General features: G+C 39.7%; 10 protein-coding genes and 1 tRNA gene. 3 read left to right on the top strand and 8 right to left on the bottom strand.

The window, feature by feature from the left end; all coding sequences use genetic code 11:
- Window positions 1–94: 94 nt before the first annotated feature.
- The 3 genes from H6F45_RS22690 to nifJ all read right to left on the bottom strand — a co-directional run bounded on the left by H6F45_RS22690 (window position 95) and on the right by nifJ (window position 6,259).
- Window positions 95–1,174, bottom strand: a complete 1,080-nt coding sequence (locus tag H6F45_RS22690; protein ID WP_190348448.1) for an ATP-dependent 6-phosphofructokinase — start codon at window positions 1,172–1,174, stop codon at window positions 95–97.
- A 284-nt stretch (window positions 1,175–1,458) separates the two neighbouring features.
- Window positions 1,459–2,490 (bottom strand): dihydroorotate dehydrogenase-like protein, encoded by a 1,032-nt coding sequence (locus H6F45_RS22685; protein ID WP_137667775.1) that lies wholly within the window; start codon window positions 2,488–2,490, stop codon window positions 1,459–1,461.
- An 88-nt stretch (window positions 2,491–2,578) separates the two neighbouring features.
- Window positions 2,579–6,259, bottom strand: a complete 3,681-nt coding sequence (gene nifJ, locus H6F45_RS22680) for a pyruvate:ferredoxin (flavodoxin) oxidoreductase (RefSeq protein WP_190348447.1) — start codon at window positions 6,257–6,259, stop codon at window positions 2,579–2,581.
- A gap of 660 nt (window positions 6,260–6,919) precedes the next feature.
- On the opposite strand from nifJ, the gene H6F45_RS22675 reads away from it, so the two are divergent.
- The gene (locus H6F45_RS22675; protein ID WP_199291268.1) at window positions 6,920–7,324 is read left to right on the top strand and encodes a sulfur transferase domain-containing protein; all 405 of its coding nucleotides are present in this window, start codon (window positions 6,920–6,922) and stop codon (window positions 7,322–7,324) included.
- 191 nt (window positions 7,325–7,515) lie between these two features.
- On the opposite strand, the gene H6F45_RS22670 is transcribed toward H6F45_RS22675, so the two are convergent.
- The gene (locus H6F45_RS22670) at window positions 7,516–7,809 is read right to left on the bottom strand and encodes a HetP family heterocyst commitment protein (RefSeq protein ID WP_137668298.1); all 294 of its coding nucleotides are present in this window, start codon (window positions 7,807–7,809) and stop codon (window positions 7,516–7,518) included.
- 607 nt (window positions 7,810–8,416) lie between these two features.
- On the opposite strand from H6F45_RS22670, the gene H6F45_RS22665 reads away from it, so the two are divergent.
- Together H6F45_RS22665 and pgmB are read left to right on the top strand one after the other, a co-directional pair.
- Window positions 8,417–10,846: a sucrose synthase gene (locus tag H6F45_RS22665; protein WP_137668299.1), complete on the top strand. Its 2,430-nt coding sequence runs from the start codon at window positions 8,417–8,419 to the stop codon at window positions 10,844–10,846.
- A 260-nt stretch (window positions 10,847–11,106) separates the two neighbouring features.
- The gene (gene pgmB / locus H6F45_RS22660; protein ID WP_190348446.1) at window positions 11,107–14,004 is read left to right on the top strand and encodes a beta-phosphoglucomutase; all 2,898 of its coding nucleotides are present in this window, start codon (window positions 11,107–11,109) and stop codon (window positions 14,002–14,004) included.
- Window positions 14,005–14,448: 444 nt separating this feature from the next.
- Here pgmB and H6F45_RS22655 read toward each other — a convergent pair.
- The 4 genes from H6F45_RS22655 to rsfS all read right to left on the bottom strand — a co-directional run bounded on the left by H6F45_RS22655 (window position 14,449) and on the right by rsfS (window position 16,487).
- A tRNA-Met gene (locus H6F45_RS22655) sits at window positions 14,449–14,525 on the bottom strand.
- Between the two features lie 53 nt (window positions 14,526–14,578).
- The gene (locus tag H6F45_RS22650) at window positions 14,579–15,532 is read right to left on the bottom strand and encodes an asparaginase (protein ID WP_096572724.1); all 954 of its coding nucleotides are present in this window, start codon (window positions 15,530–15,532) and stop codon (window positions 14,579–14,581) included.
- Entirely contained in the window at window positions 15,529–16,029 is a 501-nt protein-coding gene (locus H6F45_RS22645; RefSeq protein ID WP_096569469.1) for a CGLD27 family protein, read from the bottom strand. Before H6F45_RS22645 ends, H6F45_RS22650 begins: the two co-directional genes overlap by 4 nt.
- Window positions 16,026–16,487 (bottom strand): ribosome silencing factor, encoded by a 462-nt coding sequence (gene rsfS / locus H6F45_RS22640; protein ID WP_096569472.1) that lies wholly within the window; start codon window positions 16,485–16,487, stop codon window positions 16,026–16,028. Before rsfS ends, H6F45_RS22645 begins: the two co-directional genes overlap by 4 nt.
- Between the last annotated feature and the right edge of the window lie 148 nt (window positions 16,488–16,635).

Genomic DNA, 16,635 nt, shown 5'->3' with positions numbered 1-16,635 from the left:
AAAAAGTGTGCATTTTTTGGGATTTCAAGAGATGGCAAAGAAATTTTCAAATCTTCTCCTGACTCCTGACTCCTGACTCCTGACTCCTATGCCCTCACGGAAAGACTTTCTCAGCAACCCCTATATATATACCTAAAGAGTGAGCAATTTGGACTAAATCACATTTAGGATCAACAAGAGCAGGACTTTGATCTAAAGCATCTTGGATAGGGACAGCGACAACATTTCCATTTTGCCAAGCTAACATTTGATCATATTTTTCTTGGGCAATTAAATCAATGGCATTTTTACCAAAAACTGTAGCTATTAGACGGTCTAAAGCTGAAGGAATACCACCCCTTTGAATATGTCCTAAAACAGAAACTCGCGTATCTATTAAATTGCTGCTACAGTTAGAAATTTGATCAGCGATATATTGACCACGACCACATTTAGCTACAGAACAACTAGCAGGATTATCCAAATCTTCTAAACTAGAATTAGCACCTTCAGCAACGACAATGATGGCAAATTTACGCCGCCAGCGATCGCGCAATTCCTGTAAATGCTCACAAATACCCTTCACAGTATAAGGAACTTCAGGAATTAAAATCACATCTGCACCCCCAGCAATCCCAGAATGTAAAGCTAAATGGCCAGCAGTACGTCCCATGACTTCCACAATCATTACTCTGTCGTGACTAGCCGCCGTAAATGTGAGACGATTAATAGCATCCACAACCGTATTTACTGCCGTATCAAAACCTATTGCACGTTCTGTTAAAGCTACATCATTATCAATAGTTTTGGGAATAGCAACTAAATTCCAATTACCCATATTTGCTAATTCATGGATAATCTTTAAACTACCGTCACCACCCACAGCAATTAAAGCATCTAAACCCAAAGCTTCATAACTAGCTAAAATTGCCGGTGCAGCAGCTAAAGTATCCCCTTTATTAATACTACCTAAAATCGTTCCCCCCATATTAATTAAAGGATCAATACCACGTAGATCCCAACCATGTATATTTAAGGGGACAGTTTGCCGTTCTAATAAACCTTGGGTGGCATAAGGAATACCGACAACTTCCCAATTAAATGTAAGAGTCGCATGACTAACAGCAGCACGAATCACACAATTTAAACCAGGACAGTCACCACCACTTGTAAGAATACCGATACGTTTTTTCATAGGATTTCAGGAGTTCAGGAGTCAGGAGTTCAAGGAGTCAGGAGTTCAAGGAGTCAGGAGTTCAAGGAGTCAGGAGTTCAAGGAGTCAGGAGTCAGGAGTCAGGAGTTCAAGGAGTCAGGAGTCAGGAGTTCAAGGAGTCAGGAGTTCAAGGAGTCAGGAGTCAGGAGTTATGTATTTTGGATTTTGAATTTTGGATTTTGGATTGTTTTTGTCAACTCCAATCTAAAATCTAAAATCTAAAATCTAAAATTTTCTTCCCCAGTCCCCAGTCCCCAATCCCCAATCACCTCATCTGCGTTGACATTCTTAGCTGTCTACCCGATTCTGGTTTGTAACTTTGCAAAGCTTTCATGTACTGAGCGCGTTCAAAGGCGCTAGGATCAGGGCAGTTAAGTTGACTCATGCTACCTTGCATCTGTTTAACAGATTCATATTCATGAGTTTCCATCCATTCCCGCAAATCCTTTTCCAAGGAACGAATATGATCAATACCATGCCGTAAAAGCACAGAACACAGCATCGTTGCATTAGCCCCCACCATCAACATTTTGATCACATCATGGGCATTGTGAATACCGCTAGTGGCTGCTAGACTACCCTGAATATGACCATAAAGAATAGCTATCCAGCGTAGAGGTAAACGCATAGCTTGGGGTGTACTTAAAAGTACGTGAGGTTCAACATCCAAAGTTTCTAAATTAATATCTGGTTGATAGAACCGATTAAATAATACTAAACCATCAGCCCCAGCCTCATCTAAACGTTTAGCAATATTGGCAGTATTAGTAAAATAAGGACTGAGTTTTACAGCTACAGGAATTGTGACTGCACTTTTCACAGATGTGAGAATATCAATATAATTCTGTTCAATTTCTGCGCTGGTTAAATCTGGGTCAGTGGGAACATAATAAATATTTAATTCTAATGCTGATGCTCCTGCTTCTTCCATCAGTTTACCATATTCAGTCCAACCACCCAAAGAAGAACCATTTAAACTAGCAATAATAGGAATGTCTACTTTTTCTTTGGCTTTTCTAATATGGTCTAAATATTCCTCTGGACCAACACGGAAATCTGTAGGTTCAGGAAAATAAGTTAAAGCTTCGGCAAAACTCTCCGTACCGTAAGTTAAATGATGATGCAGTTCAAATTTTTCTAATGTTAATTGTTCTTCAAAAAGCGAGTGCATCACCACAGCACCAGCGCCAGCATCTTCCATTAATTTAATGTTATCAACTTCTTGGGAAAGGGGAGAAGCTGAAGGTACAAGAGGTGATTTTAATTCTAAACCGAGATATGTTGTAGTTAAGTTCATAATTTTGGTGATTGGTGATTGGTGATTGGTGATTGGTGATTGGTGATTGGGTGGTTAACTTCCCCCATCACCCCATCACCCATCTTTTTTAACGGTTGGATGTTGTTACACCCTTATGGTTACTATTTGATTCTGGTTGTGGGTGAGGATTTTCACCAGGCTTACTTTCAGTTTCTTGATGTTGAGTTTCTTGTAACTTTCTGGCGGCTAAATATTGATACATTTGCCAACGAGTATTAACATCTTCTTGGGCTTCTTGCAATAATTCTTTTGCCCTTTCTGGGTCAATTTTGGTTAACATCTTGAACCGATTTTCCATGTACATGGAATTTTCAACTGGTATTCTAGGAGTACGAGAATCAAGTTGTAATGGGTTTTGTCCTTGTTCTGCACGATTTGGATTATAACGATACAATAACCAGCGTCCAGAGTCTACAGCAGCTTTTTGATTTTGCATTCCTGTAGCCATATTAATACCATGAGCTACACAATGACTGTAGGCAATAATTATTGATGGTCCATCATAAGCTTCTGCTTCTAAGAAAGCTTTTAATGTGTGTTCATCTCTTGCACCCATAGCCACACTAGCAACATAAACATTACCATAGGTCATAGCTATTAAACCTAAGTCTTTTTTAGCTGCTGGTTTACCACCGGCGGCAAATTTTGCGACTGCACCTTTAGGGGTAGATTTGGACATTTGACCGCCAGTGTTAGAATAAACTTCTGTGTCTAATACCAGAATATTCACATTGCGACCACTAGCAATTACATGATCTAATCCTCCGTAACCAATATCATACGCCCAACCATCACCACCTATAATCCAAACACTCTTTTTCACTAAATAATCAGCCAAGGATTTTAGATTTTGGATTTGAGATTTGAGATTTGTGAAATCGGGATTATTCAACAATTCATCTAATTTATGTTTGAGAATAGATACCCGTTCTCGTTGTTCGTAAATATCCGCTTCGTCTTTTTGTTCAGAATTAAGAATTGGGGTAACTAAATTGTCGCCTATTTGGGGTGCAAGTTGTTGGAGTAAATAGGCTGCCATTTCCGCTTGTTTATCAATAGAAACGCGGAAACCTAAACCAAATTCGGCGTTATCTTCAAATAAACTATTAGACCAAGCTGGACCTCTACCTTCTGCATTTGTTGTCCAAGGTGTGGTAGGTAAGTTACCGCCATAGATGGATGAACAACCGGTAGCATTAGCCACGATCATGCGATCGCCAAATAGTTGAGTTACTAACTTAATATACGGTGTTTCTCCACATCCTCCACAAGCACCAGAGAACTCAAATAACGGTTCTTGCATTTGTTGTTGATTAATTCTATTCAACTTCAAATTGCGGCGGTCTGGATTGGGTAAATTTAAGAAGAAATCCCAGTTTTCCCGTTCTGGTTCTCTTAATGGTCTTTGTTCTGCCATATTAATGGCTTTTTTCTTAGGTTCGGCTTTATTTTTCGCTGGACATACATCTACACATAAAGCACAACCTGTACAATCTTCTGCTGCTACTTGAATGGTAAATTTTAAATCATGCCAATCATGTTCTTTTGCATTTGCACTCTTGAAGGTTGCAGGGGCATTTTCTAATTGTTCAGGTTCATAAACTTTACTGCGGATAACGCTGTGTGGACATACCATCACACATTTACCACATTGAATACAAACGTTGGGGTCCCAAACAGGAATTTCTTGGGCAATATTGCGTTTTTCCCATTTTGATGTACCTGTAGGATATGAACCATCACAAGGTAATGCACTCACTGGTAAATCATCACCTTCACGGGCAATTATTTTCCCTAAAACATCACGCACAAATACAGGTGCATAATCGGGTATTGGTGATTGGGGACTGGTGATTGGTGATTGGGTAGTTTTTTCTTTGGTGGTGATTTCATACAAGTTATCCAAGGTTTTATCAACTGCTTGGATGTTCATTTGGACGATTTCTTCACCTTTTTTCCCGTAGGTTTTACGGATGGATTTTTTAATTTGTGATATGGCTTCTTCTCTGGGTAAAACACCGGAAACAGCAAAGAAACAAGTTTGCATTACTGTGTTAATATGTCCGCCCATTCCCGCTTCCCGTGCGACTTTGTAGGCGTTAATCACATACAATTTGAGATTTTTGTTAATGATCTCTGCTTGCATGGAAGCAGGTAATTTATCCCAAACTTCATCTTTGTCATAAAGTGAATTAAGCAGGAATGTACCACCAGGAACGATATCTTTCAACATGGGGAATTTTTCTACAAACTCCCATTGATGACAAGCGACGAAGTTGGCTTTGGTGATTAAATAGGTAGAACGAATTTGTTGAGGTCCAAACCGCAAATGGGAAACTGTAACAGAACCAGATTTTTTAGAGTCGTAAACAAAGTAACCTTGGGCATAATTATCAGTTTCTTCACCAATAATTTTGATGGAATTTTTGTTTGCCCCGACTGTACCATCTGCACCTAAACCATAGAATATTGCCCTCACTATGCTATCAGGTTCAATGTTAAATTCGGGGTCATATTCTAGGCTAGTATGGGTGACATCATCGTTAATCCCAACTGTAAAATGATTCTTTGGTGTTTCCACAGTCAAATTATCAAATACAGCTTTCACCATTGCGGGTGTAAATTCTTTAGAAGATAACCCGTAACGCCCACCAAGAATCAATTTTAGATTTTGGATTTTAGATTTTGGATTTGCTTCTTGAATTGCAGTCACAACATCTGTATAAAGAGGTTCACCTGTTGCACCTGGTTCTTTTGTCCGATCTAAAACTGCAATACTTTGGGTGGTTTTTGGTAAAGTATCAATAAATCTTTGGGTGTCAAAAGGGCGATATAATCTAACTTTGATTAGACCAACTTTTTCCCCTTGTTTGTTAAGATAATCTACAGTTTCATGGACTGTTTCACAACCAGAACCCATAAGGATAATAATTCTTTCCGCTTGGGGATCTCCATGATATTCAAATAGTTTATATTCTCGCCCTGTAATTTCGGCGAATTGATCCATTACCTTTTGAGTGATATCTGGGCAAGCTAAATAAAATGGGTTCACTGTTTCCCGTGCTTGAAAGTAAACATCGGGATTTTGGGCTGTTCCTCTTAATACTGGATTATCAGGAGTTAATGCCCGTGAACGATGGGCTATAACTAATTCTATGGGGATGATTTTTTGTAAATCTTCTGTTGTTAATGTTTCTACTTTATCTACTTCGTGGGAGGTGCGAAAACCATCAAAAAAGTGTAAGAAAGGAATGCGAGATTCTAAACTTGCACGGGTGGAAATAACGGCAAAATCTTGAGCTTCTTGCACAGATGCAGCGCATAACATGGCAAAACCAGAACTTCTAGTAGCCATGACATCGCTATGATCACCGAAAATTGATAATGCTTGGGCTGCGAGCGATCGCGCTGCAATATGAAATACTGTAGGTGTCAGTTCACCAGCAATTTTGTACATATTCGGGATCATTAACATTAATCCCTGAGATGCGGTAAATGTGGTAGTCAGTGAACCGGTTTGTAATGCACCATGTACCGCACCAGCAACCCCCCCTTCACTTTGCAACTGTACCACTGTGGGAACAGTTCCCCAAATATTCGGTTTATGTTCACTCATCCAAGCATCAGACCATTCTGCCATCGGTGAAGATGGTGTAATGGGATAAATAGCAATAACTTCATTGAGTGGATAGGCTACTCTGGCAACCGCTTCATTACCGTCTATGGTGGCATACGTTCTGGTTTTCATATTAATTAACCTTTGAGAATTTCTCAACTCTGGGTAATTCGTAAAAGGGAATAAGTTGTGGAAATAAATTGTACCCAGTAAGCAGTACCCAGTAACCAGTCCCCATTACCTAGTTTCCAGTATCCTGGTGTCTACCTTGAAACTAAACTGAAAATTTGAGGAACTTGTGAGGAAAACTCATATTTGAGGGTTTAACAAAACTATATACAGCAGGAGTCAGGAGTAAAACTAGCTTGGTGTATAGGTTTCAATTTAGATTCTGTACCTCATTGATCTGCAATCTGCTGTAAATCTCCTTGAGGACGCAGAGTGTCAACTACCCTCACAACTTCCTCAAATTCTAGCTGTAAGTTAAGAGTAGATTAATGACTAGATGTAAACATTCAGCTATCAGTAATCAGTAATCAGCCAATAGCAGCAATAACAAAGATTCAGAAATTTTAATTTCAGGAATGTTATCTGCATCTGTTTCTTTTCAATCTTTGTATTTAAATATTTTAGGTACAGAAGTAAACCGACGGAAACCGATGGCTGAATGATTATGAATAGATAGCAGTTAATATTTGTACAATAAGGGTCTAGGAAATTCCTACATTAAATTTTCATACCTAGTTGGAGATAGAGTTGGCATCAAAAATATTATTATTTCCACCAAAAACTATGATTGACAATGTGCTGCCAATTAATATTGTCAGAAAGATTAATCAGGATTTAGCAATAAGTGGACAAATTACACCAGATCAACTACAACAACTGGCTGATGATGGTTATAAGTCTGTGCTAAATCTATGTTTTTCAGATGAACCAAGCTTCTGGCAACATGAACAGGAAAAAAGTCAACTTTTAGGATTATCCTATATTAATCTGCCTACCAAAATTGCAAATCTCACACATCCAGCAGCAAACCATATTTTTCAAGTTATTAGGGAACTCCCTAAACCACTGTTGATACATTGTGATAATTCCAAACGTTCAGCAGCTATAGTATTATTATATATTTCTACTAAACAGGGAATTGCCTTTGAGCAGGTGTGGCAAAAAACTATTAATTTAGACCTGCTATAGTTAGTTAGCCTAACATAAAAATTATTATTAACAAAAATTTTTGGCTCTACCGTACTTAGTATGCTAAACTGATAGGGAACAGGAAACAGGGAACAGGGATAGAATTAAGTCAAAAATCAAAAGTCAAAATTAATAACTTCTGCTTCCTGCCTCCTGCCTCAAGAGGGCAACCACAGGGGGTTTGCCCCTACTTAGTTATTGTTGAAAGTTTGAGATGAAGTTCCCCGATGATCATTATTGACAGATTGCAATTTCTGTTTAGTTGTAGATGTTGATGTTGTGACCACTTGGCTATTTTCTTTCATGATTCTGCTATAAGTTCGCTGGGGTATATAATGCAGTGGATTATAGCCAATAAAACGCAAAATCAACACACAAGCCCAGGAATATCTCCCATCCGCAATCGCTTCAATAATCTGATTTAATTCGTCAGGAGTAATAACATTCTCAAAGGTAGCTGGAGAAGAAGAAACTCGGTAATTCATGACTAGCCCTGATAAAATTTGTAGTTTTTGGTTTACATTAGCTGCGGTCTCAAGTGGTCTGTAGCCTATGCTTAAATCATTAAGGTTATCAAAAGTTATTTATGTTAATACCTCAGTCAATTGTGTGATTAGAAAAAATAGGAAACACAAACAATCTCTGATATGCAGAATACTCTTTTTTTTCGGTCATTTTAGCCAAGTTGGCAATTTTTATATAAAGAAATTATAATGGATGGCATTTTTTGTATCTTGTTTAAATGCCTATTTAAATAGTGTCACACAAGGCGTTTACAAAAGTGCAATTAGCAGCTATTGAATCAAATAACGTTTTGTGCTAGTTAGCTAAAAGGTGACTATGGTCTGATTTAAGGTTATTATTTTCCTGGGTTTTGGATAACTAATACTCAGAAATCTAAAAATCTAACTAAATATATTGTTCTCTATCTCAGGAATTACTTTATGGTTTCACTCTTGAGTTAGACGCGATAATTTTTACAATTTATTTATAATCGCAGAGAAAATGCACCTTACCCAACCCATCTTTTAAAACGATGGTTTTTAAGGTGAGAAAAATGAGGTTGTGGGTGTTATATTTGGGTAATTCCCTATGTATGAATTATTTCAGGCTATTTTAAACAGTGAAGAAAAAACTGAAATTCGTCAGTTTCTCTGTACTTTAGATACTAAGGATCAACGTTACTTTTTAAGAAATGAAATTTTGCAAGCTTTTGCAGATTATTGTCATCAATCTCAAAAACCGGCTTATTTTTACCATTCTTCTTCTTTAGGAACACTTATTAACTACACCCATGAAATAATTTTGGAAAGGGAAAATACTTGGTTTGTAGTTAGACCGAGAATTGCTAGTCAAGAAGTATGGAAACTAACCTCAGATTTTACTCAGTTTGATTTAATAACTCCTAAAGAATTTTTAGATGTGAGCGATCGCTTAGTCAATCGTTACCAATCTCACATTCTAGAAATTGATCTGCACCCATTTTACCAAGCATCTCCAAGAACTAGCGATCCCCGAAATATTGGTCAAGGTTTGACTTTCCTTAACCATTATCTCTGCAATCAATTTGTTACTGATCCCCAATATTGGTTAGATAAATTGTTTCAAGCATTACAGGCAATACAATACAATGGTATGCGGTTGTTAATTGGCGATCGCATTCGTTCTGGTATTCAGTTTGCCAAACAAATTAAACCAGCCATTACTTTTTTAAGCGAACTTCCCCCTCACCAACCCTACCCAGAATTTCGCTTTCAACTGCAACAACTGGGTTTTGAAGCTGGTTGGGGTAACAATGTAGCGCGATTCAAAGAAACTCTAGAACTCTTACAAAGACTCATCGACACCCCCCAACCTTCCCTCCTGGAAGCCTTTGTATCGCGTATACCCGCAGTTTTTCGAGTTGTTCTTGTTTCTATACATGGTTGGGTAGCGCAAGAAGACGTTTTAGGAAGAGAAGAAACATTAGGTCAAGTTATTTACGTCCTTGAACAAGCACGCAGCTTAGAAAACAAACTACAAGAAGAAATTAAACTTGCTGGTCTGGACTGCTTGGGTATCAAACCTCATGTAATTATTCTGACTCGCCTGATTCCCAACTGTCAAGGAACATTTTGTGACCTGCGATTAGAAAAAGTTAACAACACAGAAAACGCTTGGATTTTGCGAGTTCCTTTCACAAATTCTGATTCAGAAATTACCAATAACTGGATTTCCAAATTTGAAATTTGGTCTTATTTAGAAAAATTTGCTCAAGATGCAGAAAAAGAACTATTAGAGCAATTTCAAGGTAAACCAAATTTGATTATTGGTAACTACAGCGATGGTAACTTAGTTGCTTTTATCCTTGCCCGGAGTTTAAAAGTCACTCAATGTAATATAGCCCATTCCCTAGAAAAACCGAAAAACCTATTCAGTAACTTATATTGGCAAGAATTAGAAGAAAAATATCACTTTTCTGCCCAATTTACAGCAGACTTAATTAGCATGAATGCAGCAGATTTTATCATTGCTTCAACCTATCAAGAAATTGTCGGTACACCAGACACAATGGGGCAATATGAATCTTACAAATGTTTTACAATGCCCGAATTATATCATGTAATTGATGGCATTGATTTATTCAATCCAAAATTTAATATGGTTGCTCCGGGAGTCAGTGAAACATTCTTTTTTCCCTATAACCAAACAGAAAAAAGAAATCCTCAAGAAAGCCAACACATTCAAAACCTATTATTTCACCAAGAAGATGATCACATTTTCGGTAAATTAGACGATATTAACAAAAGACCGATTTTTGCAGTTGCACCCATTACCTCAATTAAAAACCTGACTGGGTTAGTGGAATGTTTTGGTAAAAGTAACGAATTACAATCACGATGTCACCTAATTTTATTAACCAGCAAATTATATGCCGACGAAGCCACAAACTTAGAAGAAGCAGAGGAAATCCAAAAACTACACAATATTATTAACCAGTATACTCTACAAAGTAAAATCCGTTGGTTAGGAATGCGCTTACCTAGCAATAAAATCGGTGAAGCTTATCGCATAATTGCCGATAAACAAGGAATTTATGTTCATTTTGCCCTTTATGAAGCCTTTGGCCGCAGCATTTTAGAAGCAATGATTTCTGGTTTACCAACATTCGCCACTAAATTTGGTGGAGCATTAGAAATTATCGAAGATTGGCAAAATGGATTTCATCTCAATCCCACAGATTTAGCAGGTACAGCGAAAACAATTATCAACTTTTTAGATAAATGTGAATCCCACCCAGAATATTGGCAAGAAACTTCACAATGGATGATTCAAAGAATTCGCAATAAATACAACTGGAAATTACACAATGAACAATTATTAGTCTTAGCTAAAATGTTTAGTTTTTGGAACTTGATTGCCCCAGAAGACAACGAAGCCAGAGATAGATATATGGAAACATTATTTTATCTCATTTATAAACCAAGAGCAGAAAAAATTATCCCCCACGCACAACCACAAAAACAATACCTTCCCATTTAAAAACCTGAAATCTAAAATTCTTAAAAAAATCAACGTAGCCACACCAACAACTCTCTGAAACTCTCTTACCTTTGTGTACTTTGCGTCCTTTGCGGTTCAATCATATCAAGCCGAAGATACAAGCCGAAGATAATTGTCAATCGTTAGATAAAAAAAACTACACAACGGGGATGCTCCCTATATCTCTCTTTTTTCTCCCTCCGCGCCTCTGCGCCTCTGCGTGAAAAAATCCATTCATTTAGTAATATTTAATAATAAAAATGGAAAAACAACAAGATTTCATCTACACAGACTGGATATTAATAGAAAACCAGTTTAATCCTGAAAAATTACACGCTAGAGAAACAATTTTCACCATTGGTAACGGTTATTTAGGCACAAGAGGCAGCTTTGAAGAAAGCTATCCCCGTGCATTACCTGCTACATTAATTCACGGTGTTTATGACGATGTTCCCGTAGTTTATACCGAACTAGCCAACTGTCCAGACTGGCTACCATTGATAGTGATGATTGATGGCGAACGCTTTCGTCTCGATCAAGGTACAATATTGCAGTACAACCGTGAACTCGACCTGCGTCAAGGCGTTATTAGCCGTTCTCTACGTTGGCGCAGTCCCACAGGAAAAACCATAGATATCAGCTTTGAACGCTTTGCCAGTTTAGCGGATCATCATGTATTAGGGCAACGTTGCCAGTTAACCACAGTAGATTTTCATGGATTAATTGAAATACAATCTAGTATCAATGGCTACCCAGAAAATAAAGGTTTCAATCACTGGGAAGGACTAGATCAAGGGAAATTTGACCAAGGTTTTTGGTTACACAGTCGCACCCGTTACTCCCATATTGATATCGGGATGGCTGCAAAAATGACCATTTCAGGCATTGAAGCGGCTATGCAAATCAATACCGCACCAGGTTATCCTAGCATCAGCGCCACTTTTTTCTCTGAACCACAGCAAACCGTAACCGTAGAAAAACTCGTTACTGTTTTTACCTCGCGTGATGTTGATCAACCAGTGTTAGCCGCACAGTCAAAACTCGCCCAGTTACCAGATTATATAACTCTTCGTGATGCGAATGAACAAGCTTGGGCTGAGGTTTGGCAACAAAGCGACATTCTCATTGAAGGAGATAGTAAAGCCGCTTTTGCTGTGCGTTATAATTTATTTCAATTGCTCATTGCTGCTCCCCGTGATGATGACAGAGTGAGTATTCCCGCAAAAACCTTGTCTGGGTTTGGTTATCACGGCCATATTTTTTGGGATACGGAAATTTTTATTCTGCCATTTTTTACCTTTACTCAACCAGCACTAGCTCGGAATTTACTTACTTATCGCTATCATACTTTAGATGGGGCGCGGCGGAAAGCGATTCATTATGGATACCAAGGGGCAATGTACGCTTGGGAAAGTGCGGTGACTGGGGATGAAGTAACACCACGCTGGGCGCTACCGAGTGATTATTATGCTGAGGATGTGCGTATTTGGTGCCGCGATCGCGAAATTCATATTAGCTCAGTTATTCCCTATGCTGTATGGTACTATTGGCGAGTGACTGGGGACGATGAATGGCTGAGAGATTATGGTGCAGAGATAATTCTAGATACCGCAATTTTCTGGTCAAGTCGCGTTGAATTTAATTCTCACACTCAACGTTATGAAATACGTAGTGTTATAGGTGCAGATGAATACCATGAATTAGTACATAACAATAGTTTTACTAATCGGATAGTCCAATGGCATTTAGAAAAAGCTGGTATAGTCAATAACCTATTAAGGCGTAATTTCCCGGAATACGCTGAGGAACTAGAGCAGAAATTGCACCTGACTGACGAAATCAGAAACCATTGGCAAGAAATCATTAACAAAATCTGGATTCCCTACGACCCAGAAACGGGATTAGTTGAGCAATGTGAGGGATTTTTCCAGTTAGATGATATTAACTTAGCAGACTACGAACCGCGCCACAAGTCAATGCAAGCCATTTTAGGTATTGAAGGTGCAAATAAACACCAAGTTCTGAAACAACCTGATGTTTTAATGATACTTTATCTCATGCGGGAATCTGCGGAATTTCCTTACAGTAGAAAAAATTTAGAAGTAAATTGGAATTATTACGCCCCCCGCACGGATATTACTTATGGTTCTTCCCTGGCTCCAGCTATTCACGCGATATTAGCCGCAGATTTAGGGAAAACCCAGAAAGCTTATGAACGCTTTATGCAAGCGGCGATGGTGGATTTGGAAGATATCCGGGGGAATGCGAATGAAGGTATTCACGGTGCTAGTGCAGGAGGCGTTTGGCAAGCGGTAGTTTTTGGTTTTGGAGGTATTCAATTTACAAATAATCAGCCTGTAGCTCATCACCATTTACCTCCTGGTTGGACACGCTTAAAGTTTAAATTATACTGGCGTGGCAAATGGCATGATTTTGATTTACACCGGGAAAAAGGGACTGGGAAAACATCTGCTACTAATATTCAAGGTGTGATTTTTGATTTAGATGGTGTGTTAACGGATACGGCTGAATATCACTATCAAGCCTGGCAGAGGTTAGCGGATGAGGAAGGTATACTTTTTAGCCGTCAAGCTAATGAGGCGTTACGGGGAATTTCTCGCCGTGCTTCCCTGATGTTAATTATTGGTAATAGGCGATATTCTGATACACAGATCCAGGAGATGATGGAGCGTAAAAACGATTACTATGTGGAATTGATTGAAAATATCACTCCTGATAATTTGTTACCGGGTGCGGTTTCTTTGTTGGATGATTTGCGTCAAGCTGGGTTAAAAATAGCTCTGGGTTCAGCGAGTAAAAACGCTCATGTAGTGGTTGAAAAGCTGGGAATTAGTGATAAACTAGATGCGATCGCTGATGGTTATAGTGTACATAAACCCAAACCCGCACCAGATTTATTTTTATTTGCAGCCCAGCAGTTAGGACTGCCTCCCCAGCAATGTGTAGTATTTGAAGATGCAGCCGCAGGTATAGATGCAGCTTTAGCCGCAGGTATGTGGGCGGTGGGTATGGGACCACCGGAAAGGGTGGGAAATGCTCACATTGTTTTACCCAGTTTAGCAGGTATGACTTGGGAAAAATTGCAAGAGAAATTTAGGGATATTGCTTTACAGCCCACATTCCCCACCCTAACCTAAGTTTTTGACAGGTGACAGGTGCTACGCCACGGTGACAGTTTCAAGAGTTGGATAGGAACGATTTTTTCTTGAAGTAGGAATTAAGTGCAAGGTTTTTCACTTGCCACCTCATAAAAGCTGGCACTTTTTGAAAGCACTTCGGCTTACTTCGACTGCGCCCTTCGACACCGCCCTTCGACACCGCCCTTCGACTGCGCCCTTCGACTGCGCCCTTCGACTGCGCTCAGGACAGGCTCAGGACAGGCTCAGGACAGGCTCAGGACAGGCTCAGTACAAGTCGCTCAGGACAAGTCAAAATAGCTAAAAGCCTTTACCTGTAAATTTTTCGGATTTATTAATGCCAAACTTCGATACTTTCTCTCAGTGGTTTTGGTTCGCTGGATTTCCTTATAAAAAACAAGACCCTATAAAGCTTTAAAACTTCATAGAGTCTCGTTTTTAATTTGGTGGCGGGAAGTGGATTTGAACCACTGACCTTCGGGTTATGAGCCCGACGAGCTACCAGGCTGCTCTATCCCGCGTCGCTTTCGTCTCTTGACTCTTTTAATATAACTCATAGTCAAGAGTTTGTCAACTACAAAAGCGATAATTCTCCAATTACCTCTAAACGCTTGTATTTCCCCAAGTTCATGAATTTCTCGGACAGGCTTTGGGCAACGCTGGGACTAATCCAACCCATTTGTTGAAGTACATGAATAGCTACGGCATATTTTGCCCGTTTAGCTCCATCCATAACTTTGATAGCTAGTCCCATCCCTTCACCAAGTCGGCCAATGCACTGTACTCCTTCCGCACCTGACTTACTGACCAGTTCACCCGGATTTAAGCGCATCAGTTCTGTGTCAAATTCACCTTTTCCAGCCACCATAGTCGGATGGTGATTCATGGCGCGGACAATGCGTTCCATATCTAAGTTATTGCTGGAGGCGAGTACAGCATATAAAGATGCCATGTGACCGAGTTGCATCAGATATGTGGGAGCGCCGCAGTCGTCATGAACACCGATAAATTCGGCTGCTGGCATTCTCAATAATTCTGCTACCTTGGAGAGAATTAACTGCTGGACTGGGTGTTTACGATCCAAATAGTTATTTAAAGGCCAATGGCGTTGCTGACAAACTGCTAACATTCCAGCGTGTTTACCAGAGCAGTTGTATTCTAGGGTGCTGCGTTTACCTTCTGGAACTGGACATTGCAAGGCGCTGGGGTCAAGGTCAGCCCGCCAGAGGATGTTAAATACTTGTCGTACCTGTTCCATGCTGCCTTTGTGGGAACTGGTAATGATGGCTAAGTCACGATCGCTCAAATCATACCGTTCCAGTGTGCCTGTACTGGTGACAGCTAATGCCTGAAATGGTTTGAGGGCTGAACGGACAAAGGCAGCGGTTTCGGCGTTGCCAGCAACAGATAGAACTCGTCCCCGGTCGTCGCTGACTACAGCCTGGACTATATGCCTAGATTCGATAATACCTTCCCGCAGTAACCGGACTTCCAGTGCTGTGGCTTGTGTTCGTTTTCCCATTGTCAAAACAAATGCCAAACTATAGTACCAATAAGATACATTAAAGCCAAGGCGGCAAAGGTAATTTGCAAGCGTTGGAGAATAGGTTTAATTTCGTAAGAGACAATGAGGCGATCGCGGACAATGACCTCCTGGGGTTTTGTCCAGGTTTGGCCGTCATACCAGCCTGATTCTTCATAGAAGACTGTGGAACTATAAAGGCGATCGCGCACATAGAACCAACCCAAATACAACCGCACCAATATCAGCACTACTCCCACACTAGCAGCGGCAGATCCACAGAGAATAAAATGAACTATATGCTTTTGTGGAGGAAAGCTGGCAGCGGCTACTGGACCTGCAACCAGCCATGACCAACTCCAAATCCAAAAAATCTTGGTGAGATAATTACGCCAGCTTAAGGTAGTATCCCGAAATAGCCAGGAATTTTTTAATTCTTCGTACTCATTGAGTGGTTGTTGTTCTGTGGGAACTGGGCAGTTAGAAACCGATGATCTCATCATCTTGGTTTATCCTCAACCTGATCAGAGTTTGGCAGTGAAATGCGTTCGGCATGAATCCAGAATGCTTCTAAATTATAAAACTCTCGTTCCTTGGGCATCATAATGTGAACAATCACATCTCCATAGTCTTGCAGCACCCAACTCCCCTCAGCTTTTCCTTCTGTCCTTAACGGACGACGTTGCAGGTTCGTTTCCACTTTCTCTTCTATTGCTGCGGCGATCGCTCTGACTTGTACCCTAGAGTAGCCTGTCATCATCACAAAGTAATCAGACAGGTAGGAGACATCTGCTACTTTCAGCAATAAAATCTCACCTGCTTTGCGTTCTGATCCAGCTTCAGCTATGGTTATAGCTAATTTTTCGCTCAGATTATCAGTTTCCGCCATTGAGGTGTTCACTGTTGTTTTGGTCAGTGGAACAGATTCTAATGGTAAATTTCTTGGGAAATAATCAGTCATTCAACCTCAGTTGCTTGTTTCCTTTTTTGATTACAAATTGTCCGATGTGCTTACAAACAACTTGCAATTGTGTGAATAGGTTTTTTTGAATACTAACAAAAAAATCGGTGTTTAGGGGTATAACCAAGGCGAGAAAAAAGGAAACCTT

This window comes from Sphaerospermopsis sp. FACHB-1194 (assembly GCF_014696235.1).
Classification (GTDB): domain Bacteria; phylum Cyanobacteriota; class Cyanobacteriia; order Cyanobacteriales; family Nostocaceae; genus Sphaerospermopsis; species Sphaerospermopsis kisseleviana.
Note: the sequence above shows the minus strand (reverse complement) of the source record. Positions and strands in the feature narration are given on the sequence as shown.